Here is a 16,254-nt window from a genome sequence, read left to right on the forward strand (position 1 = left end):
CCATTATATTGCATCATGAAAAATATTACATCGAGTATATCAGCTAAGCTTGTCATTGAAGAATGGATTTTTTGGCTCAAGGTTTGCATTATGTCCCTGACATTGTTCACTCCGTTCAGGCTGCGATTTGCATACATTTTATGAAGCATTCTTTCTGTCAGTGCAATTTATAGGCAATATTCATTTTACATAGTATGCATACAACCAAAACAGGACATACACGAGCAAAAACACTCGAATATAAGGAAAATACAACTGTAATGAAATAGCTTTGGAAAATACGAACAGAAAATCACGCTCAGACTGCCCAGACACCATTTGCAAGTGAATTTCTCTACTTTCTCTACTTTCGGTATGCTCCAACAATGTATGAAAACCGTTCTCTCCTCTACGAAAAGGGTTCCAAAAAGTCCTTTTGCCCACTAACCCCTTGATCAGAAGAACAAGAACTCCTTTGAATCATTAGTAGGTAAAGCTCAATCAATCTTCAGTACTTAAGTTGTTACTTTGCATAGTCTGAATATTGGGGATAGTGAACAAAAGAGCACTTCGACAACTCTTGCCTTACGCCATCTGACTCTATGGGAGAGTGGACATAAGGGTACAGCAGAACTGTTTAGTTACACATCCATTGGCCGACATATTTTTCTCGCCCACCCCCTACTTCAAACGATTTTTCCGCAGACCCCAATTTATGCTTTCTCATCAATATAAAAAAGCCTTGGATTTTCTCCAGGGCTTTAATGCTTCGGCTGTTTTTCTACATTTGTCGCTTTTTAATTATGTATTACTTTCGGCTTTCCGCTACAATTAATCGTTGAGCCTCAACAATATACGTATCCAAGAGCTGACTGAGCCTAACAACATACTCATCGGTAAGCTTCTTTCTATCATTCGCTGCTTCTAACAACTCTTGTTTTACTTTTCCTACACATTCATGTTCATTAATAATATCATTCACTTTAACATAATCTATAGCACTTTTTATGTAATATTTCACACTACTTTCGGAATCATTTTTCATAAAAAAATAGTCCCCCATAAGCTTGTAAAAGCGCGCCAACTCGGACTGTCTGTATGGTGTACTGTAGGGGATGGTTGTTATTTTTTCTTCATGCTGCAAAAGCTCTTCTGCTCCCGGTATATTCTCGGTCTTTAAATACAAGTCCATTAACTCATTGACGATATGCAGAATCGATTGATCCTGACACTCGTACAAAAGCATTCGAAGGATGGATATCGCATCATCCGTGTTCTCTTTTGCCGTATATATCGTCGCCGTGAGCAATTGAACATTTTCCTTTACATGTTGGTATGAGAATTTACTATATTGCTGCAAATAAAAATTGGCCAAATCGTAATTGCCCAGTTCACAATTCGCATCACAAATGATACCAATCGAATTTGCTAAGAGCCTATCATTCGCAGGTTTGAGTTCCACCGTTTTCGCGCACAATTCCATGCTTTCTTGAAATAGACGCAAATAGAAAGCATGAACACCCAGTTTATAATAAAGAAGAGCTTGCTCCTCTTTTGGTAAAAACCCGGCGAAATAAAGAATGCTTCTTCCTGATTGATAGGTACTTCTGAGCTTAGAGAAATCGTCACGCTCAATCAAATATTGCTGCATCAAACCTTTCGCGACATAATGCATCATTCCATGGTCTCTCGCGTAGTTGCCGATTAAGGTAAATAAGGATAACTTAATGGAAGCGTTCTGAATTCCTTCTGTCGTCCTGTACAACTCCTCAACTACCTCACTATCCTTATTTACGGAATGCAGGAATCTTATCGCCACCTTCACACTTAATGAAGGAGCGGATTCAACCGTCGTATGGAGAATGCTTAATAATACATCCGAGCGATTCTCCATCATAGCGTACTTTTCGATGATATCATCAAAAGGGATTTGCAAAACTTTAGCCAAAGCATGTACGGTTTTAAAGTCAGGCCGTTTCACTTCTCCGTTCTCAAGTTTAGAAATCGTGCCTTTACTTAACCCCGCCAGCTCACCAAGCTGAGTAAGCGATAAATTGGCTTCATATCTGTAATTTCTAATGAGGTCGCCAAACGATAGGGACTGCAGCGACTCCATATCCTCATCCTTCCAAACTTTCTAATTCATCGCAATCAATATACCATTTTATCCCTGTGGAGTAAATAACCCCTGGTTAATTACACCACAATCATACCGTGAAAATATTTTCATAACAAATCAGGCTCCTGCGGGAGCCCGAACGTTGCTGATGCCTAAAGATGCTCACGATTCTTGTCTGAAACTTGCACCAAATTGTGCATTTACGTCACATCCACCACTGGAAATCAGTTACTACGGCGTTGTATCCGGCGGCATTTTTGTATTATCCCGCGTTTTGTTAAAGCTCGGACGCTGCTTCATGTAGAGAACGGGCTGGCGCACGAGGATGTTGAATAGCGCATTGGCGTTAAACGGAATAAACGGCCATAGATAGGACGAGTTGTACGAGCGATTAACGGCCAAGTACACTACCCATATCGTTGTGCCAATGACCAACCCTGGTACTTTGAATAGCGCCACCGCCACCAATAGGAACAGGCGTACGATGCGGTTCGCAAGTGACAATTCATAGCTCGGCGTGGCGAACATGCCGACAGCCGCAATGGCCATATAGAGAATGACCTCATTGACGAATACCCCTGCTTTGACCGCGATATCCCCGACGAGAATGGCCGCCAGCAAGCCAAGCGCAATGGCAAGCGGTGAAGGCGTATGCACGGCGGCCATCCGCATGAGGTCCACCCCGAGCTCGGCTAGCAGGAACTGAACGATTAACGGGATTTTCCCCGTTTCCATCGGACCGATAATCTGCAGAGCCGCCGGCTTCAAGCCCGGCTCGATAACAAGCAGCAGCCATAAGGGCAGCAAGAACAGTGAAGCAAAAATGCCGATAAACCTCACGCTTCGCAAATAGGTGCCCATGAAGGCCGTCTGCCGATTCTCCTCCGCGTGCTGGCACAAGTCAAAAAACGTCGTCGGCAAAATAATGACAGAAGGTGATGTATCCACGAAAATAACGATGTTGCCGTCCAGCAGATGTGCGGCGACGACGTCCGGACGCTCCGAATAACGGACCAACGGATACGGATTCCAGCCTTTATTGATAATGACTTCCTCCAGCTGCTTATCAGCAAGCGGCAAGCCATCGATATTAACCGCTTTTATCTTTTTGCGCACCGCTTCCACTTGACGTTTATCAGCGATATCATCGATATACGCAATACACACATCCGTCCTTGTTCGGCGCCCTACCTGCACCATCTCATACTTCAGTCCAGGATCGCGCAGCCGTCTTCGGACCAAGGTGACGTTCGTGAGCAAGGTTTCGGTAAAGCCGTCCCGCGAACCGCGGACTACTTTTTCCAGTGATGGCTCTTCCAAGCCTCGAGTCGGGAACGACTTCACATCGACCATCAGCGCTGTCGTTTCATGTTCGATGAAGAAAACGCTGCTGCCCGCCAAAACTTTGTTGATTGCTTCACTCATTTTATCTATTTTTTCAACTTGAATGTGCGGGATGTAGCACTCAAAAAATGCTTTTAACGCATTCGAGGTGATGGATAATTTGTTCAGGAACGACAATCGCGCCAGAATCATCGTCATTACTTCATCCTTGGCAAATCCGTTGAGATAGAACAGCCCTACTCGTCGGCCGCCGAATGTCATCTCCCGGAGCAGAACATCAAAGGATTCCTCCAAACCGACTACATTTTGCAACGTATGTCTGATCATCTCCAGCTTCTTGGGGATTGCATCATCATCCTGCCAATATTTAATCGATTCTTCTACCGTATTGGATACTTCATGCTGCTTCTTCTCCACATCCTGCTGCTCGTCTTGAGGCTGGCCAGGGGGCGGCATGCTGCCTTCTGGATGGGACGGCTCCGTCACTTGCTCTGTCATCGTTCTTCCTCCTTCTGCCTTCGCGCGCATTGTAGACTCTAACCAAGCTAATGAGGGTAAATAAAGCAATCAAACCATGAGCCTATAATTTTGCCGAGGACCATAGCGGTTAATAAAAACGTTAGAATACCGGACATCCCAAGGCGCTTCGCCAATATCGGGAGCACATTGAGCACTTCGGTCAAAGCAGCGGCCAGCAAGCCTACGAATACACCGTCCAACAAACCTATCACTGGTGACAACCAACCGGCATAACGAAGCTTGATGCTCCACAGATCGATAACGGTGAAGAACAGCGCCCCGGTAATGATCGCAGCTTCGAACCAATGCACGCGATGAAAGGAATTTGTTATCTGCGCAAGCCTCGGCAGCATGTCCAGTACGACAAATAAAGCCACCATGCCGCCACCTACCGCGATGCCGCCCGCCAAGCCGAGAAATGCGGCGAATATTTGGATGAATACGTTCACTAGCGCATTACTCACGCTTCTCATCCGCCTCTCGCAGCCGCTGGTACTCTTCCGTCACAATATATTGATTCAAGTTTTCCTGATACAGATACATTTCCACTTCCAGTGGCGTCGGTTCCTCATTGAATTTTTTGCGGAAGATGTGGTTGAAAAAGATGACCATCCCCAGCCCGATTCCGATGGAATAGCAGGCCTGAAACCAGAAGGAACTCGCTTCTTTGCGTCCGGTAAGCAGTTCTATAATCCGATGGTGGACTTGCAGCATGCTGACATCGGCATGAAAATTCATAATGGCCAGCCCGGAACCGAAGAATAAGAGCAGCCACACGATTGCAATAAAAAACGGATTCGGCCGCTTCGCCTGCTTAACAATCTCCACAAGTGTATGCGGCTGTCCGAAGCATTCGATGCCAAGAGCGGGAGCTACCGCTTTGATGGCCCTGACGATGGCCATCATGTCGACGAGGAGAATATTGCCGTCCTTAGGTTTCGGATTCAACAGCACTAGCTGCTTCAGCTTCGCCTCCCAAGACGAATCTACGATCACTTCCGCTACGTCCCCCAACCGGACGGGTTGTCCTGGCGGAACCTTGGACTGCTTTCTTAGTCGGATGTAGCATGTCGATGGCTTATCATCCGATATCACCATGTCCATCACTCCTTCCTCATTGTTCTTAGTATGGTTGAGTTGCGCTGCATTATGAGGAGATGGGACAGCAGGAAACATTTGCATTCCTGCTGGAAGAGTAGACACAAAAACACCGCAAGGATGATTCCTTACGGTGTCTGCATCACTGCGCGATTTGCGCCTTTATGGACTGTAATATTTTCTTTTCCAACCGGGACACCTGCACCTGCGAGATGCCCAAGCGGCTGGCAACTTCCGACTGTGTCTGGTCGCGGAAATATCGTAAATAGACGATGAGCTGTTCGCGTTCACTCAATCCTTCGATAGCCTCGTTCAGAGCGAGCTTATCGAACCACCGCTCCTGTGATTCGTCCGCAATTTGATCCATGAGCGTAATCGGATCGCCATCATTTTCAAATACCGTCTCGTGAATAGAGGTCGGAGGCTTGTTCGCTTCTTGGGCGAAGACAACCTCCTCCGGTGTAACACCGAGTTCTGCAGCCACTTCTTTAATCGTTGGAAGACGACCGAATCGCTTCGACAGCTCATCCTTCGTCTTGCGCACTTTGTTCGCCATTTCCTTCAAAGAGCGGCTTACCTTTAACGTGCCATCATCCCGCAAGAAGCGCTGGATTTCACCGATTATCATCGGGACCGCGTACGTAGAGAACTTCACGTCGTATGACAAATCGAATTTATCGACAGATTTAAGCAAGCCGATGCATCCGATTTGAAACAGATCATCCGGTTCGTACCCTCGGTTCATAAACCGCTGTACGACCGACCATACGAGACGAATGTTGCAGTTGACAAGCGTATCTCTTGCCACCGTATCCCCAGCTTGGCTGAGCGCAATCAGACGCTTCACTTCCGCGTCGTCCAAATAACTTTGTGACGATTGCTTCAAATCGACTTTCATGGCTTCAACCCCTAATTATAGAGCGCTTTTTTCGATTCTATCCGCTTCTTCATGCGGATGGTGGTACCAACGCCAAGTTCGGTTGTCACTTCAAACTCATCCATAAAGTTCTCCATAATGGTAAAGCCCATGCCAGAACGTTCCATATCCGGCTTTGACGTGAACAGAGGCTGTCTCGCCAGCTCGATGTCTTCAATTCCTTGTCCTTGGTCGGATACCGTCAACGTAATGTCTTCGCCTTCAATCGCAGCAGTAATGCTGACCATTCCAGTCGGTTCATTATCATATCCGTGAATAATACAGTTCGTTACCGCTTCAGAAATGACCGTCTTCAGATCCGTCAGTTCATCCAGTGTTGGGTCCAACTGCGACACGAATGCCGCAACGGCTACGCGGGCGAATGCTTCATTCTCGGAACGACTGGAAAATTGCAACGTCATAACGTTAGCTTCGCTTTGTCCGTTCATGATACGACCTCCAGACCGTTGAGCGCTAAATGCTCGTTATCGTAGACATGCATAATTTTGAACAAGCCCGACAATTCAAATAATCGGCGCACGGCCGGATTCATCTCACAGACCGCCATTTTCCCGCCTCTGCCTTTGATTTGCTTGTACCTTCCCAAGATAACACCGAGGCCAGAGCTATCCATAAACGTCAATTCACTAAGGCTTAGCACCACATGGTTCACTTGTCCGCGTTGAATCACCTCATCGAGCTGAAAGCGTACAATCTCTGCTGTATGATGATCCAGTTCCCCCCTCAAACGGGTAATTAGCACGTTACGCCGATGTTCCAATTCCACCTGCAAATTCATGCGTATCACTCTCCTCCCACGATGCCGAAACATTCGTCACAGAGAAACCCAATTCCTGCTAGGCGACAAAACTAGAAGCAGCGCGTCTTTATTTGACAAAAAACAACTTGCCGCAGGTCCGTTTAAATAAAGTCCACCAGCCGGCTTTCGCTACGTTTTGCGTTGCTTCGACAGGAAATTCCCGAATCATTTTATCCCCTTGATACACCACGATGCGTCCAATCGGCTGTCCGGCTTCAATCGGTGCCTTCACCGATTTCGGAGCGTCCAGCTCGAAGCGAATATTTTGCTTGGCGTCGCCCTTCTTCAGCAATACGGTGTATGGCCGTTGCGCTTTGATTTCCAGGTTCTCAACCATCCCTTTTTCCACGCGCACGCCACCGATTCGTTCCCCTGCCTTCAATAAAGGAACATTTGTATATTGGGCGAAGGCATAGTCGAACATTTGAGTCACTTCCGCATTTCGAGTCTTCGTACTCGGTTCACCCAGCACGACCGCAATGACACGCATATTTTCACGCTTTGCCGTTGCCGACAGGCAGTATTTCGCTTCCGACGTGTAGCCTGTCTTCAATCCATCCGCCCCTTGATAGAATCGAACGAGCTTGTTCGTATTGACGAGCCAGAACTTCTTGCTTGTATTCTGACGTAAATAATCTTCATACGCGCCGGTATATTTCGTCACGTTCGGATATTGCATCAATGCCTGAGACATTAATGCGATATCATGGGCTGACGTATAATGATTTTCAGCAGGAAGACCGTTGCAGTTCTCAAAATGAGTATTCTTCATGCCAAGCTCTTTTGCTCTATCGTTCATCATTTGAACAAAAGCCTTCTCCGAGCCGGCAATCTTCTCCGCCATAGCGACTGATGCGTCATTGCCCGATGCCATGGCAATGCCCTTCATCATTTCTTCGACCGTCATTTCTTCACCGGGCTCCAGAAAAATCTGCGAACCGCCCATCGATGCCGCATATTCGCTGGTCGACACTTTATCTGACAGCTTCAGCTTTCCTTCATCGATTGCTTCCATGACGAGCAGCATCGTCATAATTTTAGTGATGCTGGCCGGAGGAAGCTTGTCATGACTATTTTTTTCAAAAATAATCGTTCCCGTGTCCGCATCCATCAGCACAGCAGAACGAGCATTCTCCGCCAATTGCACTTCTGTCGCATTCGAGGAGGATGTCGCTTGGCTGGACGGTTCAGCATCTGTCCACGGCGGCAAATCTGCTTGGAGCGCAGCGGTGCTGGACGGTAATATAACAGCGCTTGCCAACACGACGCACACACTAGCATGTAGCCATTTGTTCAAAGAATGTCCCCTCCTAAAGAGATGTGCACAACCTTAATGGCAAACTCAATATAGCTGGATGTGCCTTATATCCATTCTTGTCCGAACGCAAGCAAAATATTCCACATTTTCAATGGATAGGCATAAAAAAGTTTCTACCGAAAAGAGTCTTCGATAGAAACGGATGATTGGCTTTTTATTTTGTGGTGCGTGATCAAGAGAGGGATTATGAACAATCTCTTATACGAATCGTTGAACGCCGTCTTTGGTTACAACCGCATATACGAGCGGCTTCGCGGCAACTTCCTGTGGCGTAATCTCGTAGGCTTTCAGAACCCGCTCCTTGGCTTCTTCCATCCGCCCTTTATCATTTACATGCAAAATGGCGAGTACATCGCCAACCCGTACCGATTCGCCGACTTTCTTGCGCAAATCAATGCCTACGGCCAAGTCGATGACTGAATCTTTGGTCTCCCGGCCTGCGCCAAGCAGCATCGCGGCAATCCCGATATGCTCAGCCTGAATGGCAGCCACGGTGCCGTCCGTCTGCGCTGCGACCTCAATCCGGTCTCCCGCATGCGGCAGACGGCTCGGGTCGTCGATCATCGAGACGTCTCCCCCTTGGGCTGCGACTAGCTGCTTCAGCTTCTGCAGCGCGGTGCCGTCCTGCAAATGCTGCTCCAACTGCCGACGGGCATCCGCTTCGTCCTGTGCCTTGCCGCCCAGTACCAGCATATGCGCTCCCAGGATGAGACACAGCTCATGCAAGTCAGCCGGCCCCTGTCCGCGCAGCGTCATAATCGCTTCTTCCACTTCAAGGGAGTTGCCGATCAGATGGCCGAGCGGCTGATCCATATCCGAGATGACCGCAATCGCGTGACGGCCGACTTCCGTCCCGATATCGACCATCGCTTGCGCCAAGGCGATAGAATCATCCAGCGTCTTCATGAACGCGCCGCTGCCCGTCTTAACGTCGAGCACAATCGCATCCGCGCCGGCTGCAATCTTCTTGCTCATGACGGAGCTGGCGATAAGCGGAATCGATTCGACCGTCGCGGTGACGTCTCTCAGCCCATACAGCTTCTTATCCGCAGGCGTAATATTTCCGCTCTGACCGATGAGCGAGACTCCGATATCATTCACTTGCGTGAAGAACTGGCTTCGCTCCAGCTCCACTTGATAGCCGGCGATCGCTTCCAGCTTATCGATCGTTCCGCCCGTATGTCCCAGCCCGCGGCCTGACATTTTGGCTACTGGCACACCCGCCGCTGCGACGAGCGGAGCCAGCACGAGCGTCGTCTTGTCGCCGACACCCCCGGTGGAATGCTTATCCACTTTAATGCCTTGGATCGGGCTCAGATCGATTTGATCGCCGGATTTCGCCATTTCAAGCGTCAAGCTAGCCGTTTCACGTGCATTCATACCTTGAAAGTATACAGCCATCGCCCACGCGGCAATTTGATAATCCGGAACTTTACCGTTGCTGTAGCCTTGGATAAGGAATCGGATTTCCTCAGGGGACAGCTCCTGTCCGTCACGTTTCTTCTGAATGATGTCTACCGCTCGCAAAATATAACCTCCTAGACCTTACATTTTCGGGATGATGGCCAAAACAAGCTTCAAAAACGTCTCTTTCACCCGCTCCGCAGTCTCCATCACTTCAGCATGAGAGAGCGGCTGATCCAATATGCCAGCAGCCATATTGCTGATGCAGGAAATGCCGAGCACTTCCATTCCAGCATGCTTAGCCACGATCACTTCGGATACAGTGGACATGCCGACGGCGTCGCCGCCCAAGGTGCGGAACATGCGGATTTCTGCCGGCGTTTCATAATTTGGACCTAACAGCCCAACATATACGCCTTCCTGCAATGAACATTGCTGCTCGCCTGCAATCTCCTTCGCCAATTGGCGCAGACGAGGGCTATATGCTGTGGACATATCCGGGAAGCGTACGCCCAAGCGATTATCATTCGGTCCGATTAACGGATTGCATCCGGTCATGTTCAAATGGTCTTGAATCAACATCAAATCTCCCGGTTGAAACGCAGTGTTAATTCCGCCCGCCGCGTTGGTCACCAGCAGCTTCTCCACACCGATCGCCTTCATGACACGTACAGGAAATGCTGTCAGCTCCGGCCCGTAGCCCTCATACATATGGAATCGGCCCTTCATCATGACGACCGTCCGGCCTTCAATCTGGCCAATGAGCAGTTCACCCGCATGACCCTCAACCGTCGATTGTGGAAAGTGCGGAATGTCCTGATAAGGAATCGTAACCGGGTTTTCAACCAAATCGGCCAAAATGCCTAGCCCTGATCCGAGGATAAGGCCAATGTCAGGTGTTGCGTCAATGCGCGTCTTAATATACGCTGCCGCGTCTTGAATGTGGTCATACGTTACTGCGTGGCTCATGAAAGATTCCCCCAATATTGAAATGATGCCGAACGACGCTTTTTACAGCAGTTCGGATAAGAAGCTGGTACCGACCTGAGGCTGGCCGGCTTGGAAATTATCCGCTATCGTTGCGCCCAAATCCGCATATGTCGAACGGATGCCAAGCGCTCGTCCCGCCTGAATCGCTGGACTGTACATCAGAAGCGGGACATATTCGCGCGTATGATCGGTGCCGGTATGGGTCGGGTCATTACCGTGATCCGCCGTGATGACCAGCAGATCATTGGGACCGATTCGTTCCATCATGGCCGGCAATGCCTCATCGAATTGCTCTAACGCCTGCGCGTACCCTTCCGCATCGCGGCGATGGCCGTACATGGAATCAAAATCAACCAAATTCGTAAACAACAAGCCGTTGAACGATTGACCCAGAATATCTGTCGTTGTGGTAATACCGTGCGCGTTGCTCTTCGTCGGGTAAGAAGCCGAGATGCCTTCCCCTGAGAAAATATCATTGATTTTGCCGACCGAAATGACGTCTTTACCCGCTTGTTGAAGCAAGTTCAATACAGTATCTTCAGGAGGCACGACGGCATAGTCATGACGATTCGGCGTGCGTGCGAACTGGCCTGGCTGACCAGCATAAGGACGTGCAATGACGCGCCCTACCGTATGAGGCTCTTGCAGCGTCAACCGTCTCGCAATCTCACAGGCGCGATACAATTCCTCCAGTGGAATGATATCCTCATGCGCCGCTATCTGAAATACGCTATCGGCAGATGTATAAACGATCCATGCGCCGGTTTTCATTTGCTCTTCGCCGTATTCCTCGATAATCTCCGTTCCGGAAGCAGGCTTATTCGCCAGCACCTTGCGTCCCGTTTCCTGTTCAAACGCGGAAATCAGTTCTGCTGGAAACCCATCCGGGTACGTGTTGAAGGGAGTCGTAATTCGAAGGCCCATTAGCTCCCAATGGCCGGTCATCGTATCCTTGCCTACCGAAATCTCCGCCATTTTCCCGTAGATTCCTTGCGGCGCGTCAACTGGCTTCAGCGCACCCAGATCGGCGATGTTCCCCAGGCCGAGCTGCTGCAGATGAGGCAGCTTGATATGAGGCACCCGTTCAATAATATGACCGAGCGTGTGCGTGCCTGTATCGCCGAATTGCTCTGCGTCAGGCAGTTCGCCGATGCCTACGCTGTCCAATACGATCACCGCAATGCGATCGAACGGCTTATTGCTTGTGTTCATGCCAATCACTCCTTTTTATCCTTCTTCTTAGCTTGTGTTAAGGAGAAATGGACCATACTCCGATTCAGAGGTTGTTCTAAAAGCCCTCTTTTGATTCCGAAGCATCCCACGCACTTTCATTTCATGCTATCATTTCTTCGCCCGTGGATGGGCTAGCGTGTAAACATCCTTCATGCTGCTCTTCTTCATATGCTCGACATAACGCTGTGTCGTGGCAAGCTCCGAGTGCCCCAGCATTTCCTGCACGGAGCGCACATCCGCCCCATTCGACAACAGATGAACCGCGAACGAATGGCGCATTGTATGGGGCGTGATCGGAAACGGCAGATCCAGCTTGTCCGCATACTTCTTAATCATCTTCCAGAAGCCCTGTCTGGACATCCGCTGACCGCGAACATTCAGGAACAGAGCCGACTCGATGGCCGTCTCTGAAGTGGAGTTGGCTCCAATCATTTCCGGACGAGCCTTCTCTAAGTACAATTGAATCGCCTCACCCGCGACTTGTCCTAGCGGGATGACCCGCTCCTTCCCAGAGGAGACGCACCGCAAGAAGCCAAGCTTCGGCTGAACGTCTTCGAGGTCGAGCGCCATGAGCTCAGAGACGCGCACGCCGGTCGCATACAGCGTCTCCAGCATGGCCCTGTCGCGCAGCCCTTGCACGGATTCGCCATCCGGCATCGACAACAGCCGTTCCGTCTCTTGCAACGACAATATATGAGGGGTCTTCGCTTCCGCCTTCGGGCGCTCTATTTGAAGCGTCGGATCTTGGCTCATCGTTCCTTCGATAATGAAAAAATGAAAAAAAGAACGCAACGAGGCAGCGATGCGCGAAATGCTTGAAGCGGCACGGCCGTCACGCTTGAGTTGATACAAATATTGATTGACATGATAAGAACGCACGTCTGCTGCGGATTGAATCTCTTCCTGCGCAATGGCGTTCAAAAAGGTCGAGATATCTCTTATGTACGCTTCCAGCGTGTGCGGAGAGAGGCGTCGCTCCTGCTTCAAATACTGCTCGTAGCTTTCCAATTGCTGTATGATTGCACTTCTCATCGTTAAACTCCTTACTTCCAAAACACTCTCTCCTATATTCCACACGATATCATCAAATTCCTGCTGTTTTGCTATCATTCCATGGATTTCGCACGTTATTTTCCTATTCGCCGAGCCAGTAAAATAACCGCAACCGATCCGTAAACGATGCAGGCTCCAAATCCGCATTTTCATCGGCACGAAATACTTTGACCGCTTTCCCATGCGGCTCACGATACTTATCCACTGGCGATATCCATTCGGTTACTGTGCCGAATAAATGAGCCATCGCATAGGTCATAAGCAGAAACAACGCGATGAACCTCAAGCGTTCCAACAGCTTGCGCAAAGGCACAATCATCGGAAGCACCTCCTCACCTCATGTTTGTCCCGCTAAAATTAACGTATGAGGTGAATTGGCTGGATATGCCGTATGCATTATTTAAAAAGACAAGCCTCCATGCCTAACGCTTCCGCAACCGCTTGATGAACGATGCCGCCCTGATACGTATTCAGCCCGACTTTCAGCTCCGGCGATCTGCGGACGGCTTCTTCCAGACTATGAGCAGCGAGCTTGCGTACATATGGCAACGTTGCGTGCGTCAATGCAAGGGTCGATGTGCGCTTTTAACATGTTACTTCCATTATAACCTCTGCCTTTTCTGAAACAATGGCGAACGATTCAGGTTTGCATTCACCGTTCCACGAACGTCCACATACGATAAATTAGATTTACAGGCGGTGTCAGACGCGCTGTCACAGCAAGTTATCTATTCTTTTTGAAGTGGAGGGCATGAATGCATGCGCACATTAACCCGCATGTTACAGGCGGCCGTACACGGTCAGCCTACTCGTAAGACCGATCGCAAAATGATTATTTTGAAAGACCGCAAAAGCTATGCTGCCTGTATTCAGCAGCTAAAAAAGCAAGGAATCGTCCCCTTAAAGCAGGTAAAATCCGCCCGGATGCTCTGCTGTCATTTAGATCGGCACAAAGATCTGCAGCAGATTATGAATCATCCAAGCATTCGGCGAATCGAAACTGATGCCCGAGTCCGCGCTCATGCCATTAAACCCGCGAAGGGCACAAAGCGAAGCTCGTCAACTTCCTCTAGATTGCGTCTAAAGAAACGCAACCATTCAACTCTTTATGCCACAACTTCCCAAATTCCTTGGGGCATCAAGCGAATTCACGCTCCCCGCGTGTGGCCGAAGACGAAAGGAAAAGGCATCAAAGTTGCAATCGTCGATACAGGGATTTCAACTCATCCGGATTTGAATATTGCCGGGGGAATCAATACGATTCGAAGAGGGATGCCCCATCAGGATGATAACGGGCACGGAACCCACGTAGCAGGAACGGTAGCTGCAACCGGCACAGGAAATATGTTGTACGGAGCGGCTCCAGAAGTAGATCTGTACGCTGTGAAAGCGCTTGATGAGAACGGCGACGGATATGTATCGGACATCGTTGAAGGCATTGAATGGTGTATAAAAAATAAAATGGATGTCATTAATTTGAGTCTTGGATTAAACGGTCCGAGCGATCTGCTGCGTTCTACCGTAAGAAGGGCGTACCGAAAAGGCATCGTGCTTGTCGCGTCAGCCGGGAATGAAGGCGGTGATGCAGATATGATTGATGTTCCCGCCAGTTATCCGGAGACGATCGCGGTAACGGCAACCGACAAAAACAATCAAATTGCTGTTTTCAGCAGCCGCGGCAAAGGGATTGATGTGGCCGCGCCAGGAGAAGATATCGTATCGACGAACAATAAGAATAGTTTTTCGAAGGATTCAGGCACTTCCATGGCCGCACCGCATGTATCCGGGACCGTCGCCCTCATGCTGGCCAGCAATCCCGAGCTAACGCCGCAAGACGTGAAGTCCATACTGATCGATACGGCGAGTGAACTGAAAGGTTACTCCGACCGTTCGCAAGGCGCTGGCCTTGTTCGTGCAGATAAAGCGACGGCATGCGCCATGGATTCGTTGAAATCGTCTTTCCCGTTAACAGGCATTTCTGCAGTGAGTGGTCCAATTAAAAAAGCGTTGGCGCGCCGCACGGCAACTAGCCGCTCCCCTGCGTGCAGGCCGAACAAATCGGAAGCCCAAGCAGCAGCGGCATCACGCCAGCGAACAAAGAAGGCAGGAAGGGGCACAGCCCAGTCCTCGAAGCTGCACAACGTAGTTAAGCCTCGGCGCAGTTAGCGCTGAGGCTTCTCTTCATTTCATACGGTTAAATTGCATCGTTATAAGCATTATACGTCCGCGTTATCGTCCTTTTGGGCTTGCTGTTCTCGTTCACGTTCTTTTTCGCGACAATGCTTGCATATTCCTTGAAAATCCAAACGGTGATCGATCACCGTAAAATGAAATTCTTGCTCCAAGCGTTCTTCCAATGGCCCGAGCCAGTCTTCCTGAATTTCCTGCATGGACCCACATTGGACACAAATGAGATGGTGATGGTGATGCTTGTTGTTGTCTCCACGCAAATCATATCTAGCTACGCCATCGCCAAAATTCAATTTTTCCACAACGTGCAACTCATTCAACAATTCCAATGTACGGTAAACGGTGGCAAGACCGATTTCTGGCGCTTTTTCTTTCACGAGCATGAAGACATCTTCCGCACTAAGATGATCCTCTTCATTCTCAAGCAGGACGCGAACGGTTGCCTCGCGCTGCGGTGTCAGCTTGTACCCTTGGGATTGCAGTTGTTGTTTAATCTTCTCAATCCGCGCTTCCATGGTCTCCCCCCTTGCCCGCCAAGCCACATTTCGATTTCACTTCTATTATTATAGGGGGAGAATGCAAGCAGTGTCAAATCATTTGCACGAAGGCAAGTTTTCTTCTTCACTGTGCATTAGCTTACCCGGTTAGAAAAGGCGCGGCCCATTTCATTAATCCGGGTGATACCCAGGTCACGACGGCGGCAACAGCCCCCATACCAAGCGCTGCGGACGCTTGCAACGCAAAGAAACGGCCGATCGGTTCCCGCAGCGACTGCAGCTTGGGCATGAATAGCCTGTGCTTCAATACGTGCATGGCAAGTGCCATAGATGCGACACTTGCAATCATAATTAATGGAATGGCAATCATGTTGTGCGGGGCTACCGACACAAAGGCGAACAAGACGCCTTTCCAAGCATATTGTCCGACCAACGTTCCGACCGTGAACCCGACGAACACGCCTTTGGCGAACACGAGCACCAATACGAGCGGAAATCCTACAATGGAAATGCCGAGCAACGCTATTACGGCGATCCATTTCAAATAGAACAATACCGAATCAAGAAAAGCTTCCCCGCCATTCGCCGAAGTTCCGTTCTGATCGATTGTCGTGAAAAAATGCCCGAGATGGCTTCCGATATCCTGCTGCTGCTCCAAGGTTAACGCATTGACCAGCAGGGCACCGAATACGACGCCGACAAGAAACAGGACCGATACGAAAATATAAAGGTGGAGCTGTGCGCGCAATGAATGAGCTAATGGCTTCATAGGGG

16 protein-coding genes and 1 pseudogene are annotated in these 16,254 nt (G+C 49.3%); 1 reads left to right on the forward strand and 16 read right to left on the reverse strand.

The window, feature by feature from the left end:
• Positions 1 to 787: 787 nt before the first annotated feature.
• The 14 genes and pseudogenes from A372_RS34445 to A372_RS36530 all read right to left on the reverse strand — a co-directional run.
• Entirely contained in the window at positions 788 to 2,095 is a 1,308-nt protein-coding gene (locus A372_RS34445; RefSeq protein ID WP_019422850.1) for an XRE family transcriptional regulator, read from the reverse strand.
• Positions 2,096 to 2,329: 234 nt separating this feature from the next.
• Positions 2,330 to 3,940 carry a spore germination protein gene (locus A372_RS0120905; protein ID WP_019422851.1) on the reverse strand — a complete coding sequence of 537 codons (1,611 nt, stop codon included), beginning with the start codon at positions 3,938 to 3,940 and terminating at the stop codon, positions 2,330 to 2,332.
• Positions 3,941 to 3,987: 47 nt separating this feature from the next.
• Positions 3,988 to 4,434 carry a stage V sporulation protein AB gene (locus tag A372_RS0120910; protein WP_036704898.1) on the reverse strand — a complete coding sequence of 149 codons (447 nt, stop codon included), beginning with the start codon at positions 4,432 to 4,434 and terminating at the stop codon, positions 3,988 to 3,990.
• Complete coding sequence (locus A372_RS0120915; RefSeq protein WP_019422853.1) at positions 4,418 to 5,059, reverse strand: stage V sporulation protein AA; 642 nt, start codon at positions 5,057 to 5,059, stop codon at positions 4,418 to 4,420. Before A372_RS0120915 ends, A372_RS0120910 begins: the two co-directional genes overlap by 17 nt.
• A gap of 142 nt (positions 5,060 to 5,201) precedes the next feature.
• Complete coding sequence (sigF, locus tag A372_RS0120920) at positions 5,202 to 5,957, reverse strand: RNA polymerase sporulation sigma factor SigF (protein ID WP_019422854.1); 756 nt, start codon at positions 5,955 to 5,957, stop codon at positions 5,202 to 5,204.
• Positions 5,958 to 5,968: 11 nt separating this feature from the next.
• Positions 5,969 to 6,424 (reverse strand): anti-sigma F factor, encoded by a 456-nt coding sequence (spoIIAB, locus tag A372_RS0120925; RefSeq protein WP_019422855.1) that lies wholly within the window; start codon positions 6,422 to 6,424, stop codon positions 5,969 to 5,971.
• Positions 6,421 to 6,774, reverse strand: coding sequence for an anti-sigma F factor antagonist (spoIIAA, locus tag A372_RS0120930; RefSeq protein ID WP_019422856.1), 354 nt, complete (start codon positions 6,772 to 6,774; stop codon positions 6,421 to 6,423). Before spoIIAA ends, spoIIAB begins: the two co-directional genes overlap by 4 nt.
• Before the next feature lie 88 nt (positions 6,775 to 6,862).
• Complete coding sequence (locus tag A372_RS0120935) at positions 6,863 to 8,092, reverse strand: serine hydrolase (protein WP_019422857.1); 1,230 nt, start codon at positions 8,090 to 8,092, stop codon at positions 6,863 to 6,865.
• 219 nt (positions 8,093 to 8,311) lie between these two features.
• Positions 8,312 to 9,640, reverse strand: coding sequence for a pyrimidine-nucleoside phosphorylase (locus A372_RS0120940; protein WP_019422858.1), 1,329 nt, complete (start codon positions 9,638 to 9,640; stop codon positions 8,312 to 8,314).
• Between the two features lie 18 nt (positions 9,641 to 9,658).
• Positions 9,659 to 10,486, reverse strand: a complete 828-nt coding sequence (locus A372_RS0120945) for a purine-nucleoside phosphorylase (protein ID WP_019422859.1) — start codon at positions 10,484 to 10,486, stop codon at positions 9,659 to 9,661.
• A gap of 42 nt (positions 10,487 to 10,528) precedes the next feature.
• Positions 10,529 to 11,719 (reverse strand): phosphopentomutase, encoded by a 1,191-nt coding sequence (locus A372_RS0120950; protein ID WP_019422860.1) that lies wholly within the window; start codon positions 11,717 to 11,719, stop codon positions 10,529 to 10,531.
• Between the two features lie 129 nt (positions 11,720 to 11,848).
• Complete coding sequence (locus tag A372_RS0120955) at positions 11,849 to 12,772, reverse strand: tyrosine recombinase (RefSeq protein ID WP_019422861.1); 924 nt, start codon at positions 12,770 to 12,772, stop codon at positions 11,849 to 11,851.
• A gap of 103 nt (positions 12,773 to 12,875) precedes the next feature.
• Entirely contained in the window at positions 12,876 to 13,112 is a 237-nt protein-coding gene (locus tag A372_RS0120960) for a DUF4227 family protein (protein WP_019422862.1), read from the reverse strand.
• Between the two features lie 77 nt (positions 13,113 to 13,189).
• Positions 13,190 to 13,363: pseudogene (locus A372_RS36530) on the reverse strand (alanine dehydrogenase); the annotation flags it as partial.
• A 189-nt stretch (positions 13,364 to 13,552) separates the two neighbouring features.
• Between A372_RS36530 and A372_RS34450 the strand changes: the two are divergent.
• A complete protein-coding gene (locus A372_RS34450) occupies positions 13,553 to 14,959 on the forward strand; it encodes a S8 family peptidase (protein ID WP_019422864.1) in 1,407 nt (468 codons plus the stop codon).
• A 50-nt stretch (positions 14,960 to 15,009) separates the two neighbouring features.
• On the opposite strand, the gene fur is transcribed toward A372_RS34450, so the two are convergent.
• Together fur and spoIIM are read right to left on the reverse strand one after the other, a co-directional pair.
• On the reverse strand, positions 15,010 to 15,498 hold the full coding sequence (gene fur, locus A372_RS0120975) for a ferric iron uptake transcriptional regulator (protein ID WP_019422865.1): 489 nt from the start codon (positions 15,496 to 15,498) through the stop codon (positions 15,010 to 15,012).
• Between the two features lie 121 nt (positions 15,499 to 15,619).
• A complete protein-coding gene (gene spoIIM / locus A372_RS0120980; protein WP_019422866.1) occupies positions 15,620 to 16,249 on the reverse strand; it encodes a stage II sporulation protein M in 630 nt (209 codons plus the stop codon).
• Positions 16,250 to 16,254 lie beyond the last annotated feature (5 nt).

Origin of the sequence: Paenibacillus sp. OSY-SE, assembly GCF_000283315.1 — a bacterium.
In the GTDB taxonomy this organism is placed as follows: domain Bacteria; phylum Bacillota; class Bacilli; order Paenibacillales; family Paenibacillaceae; genus Paenibacillus_B; species Paenibacillus_B profundus.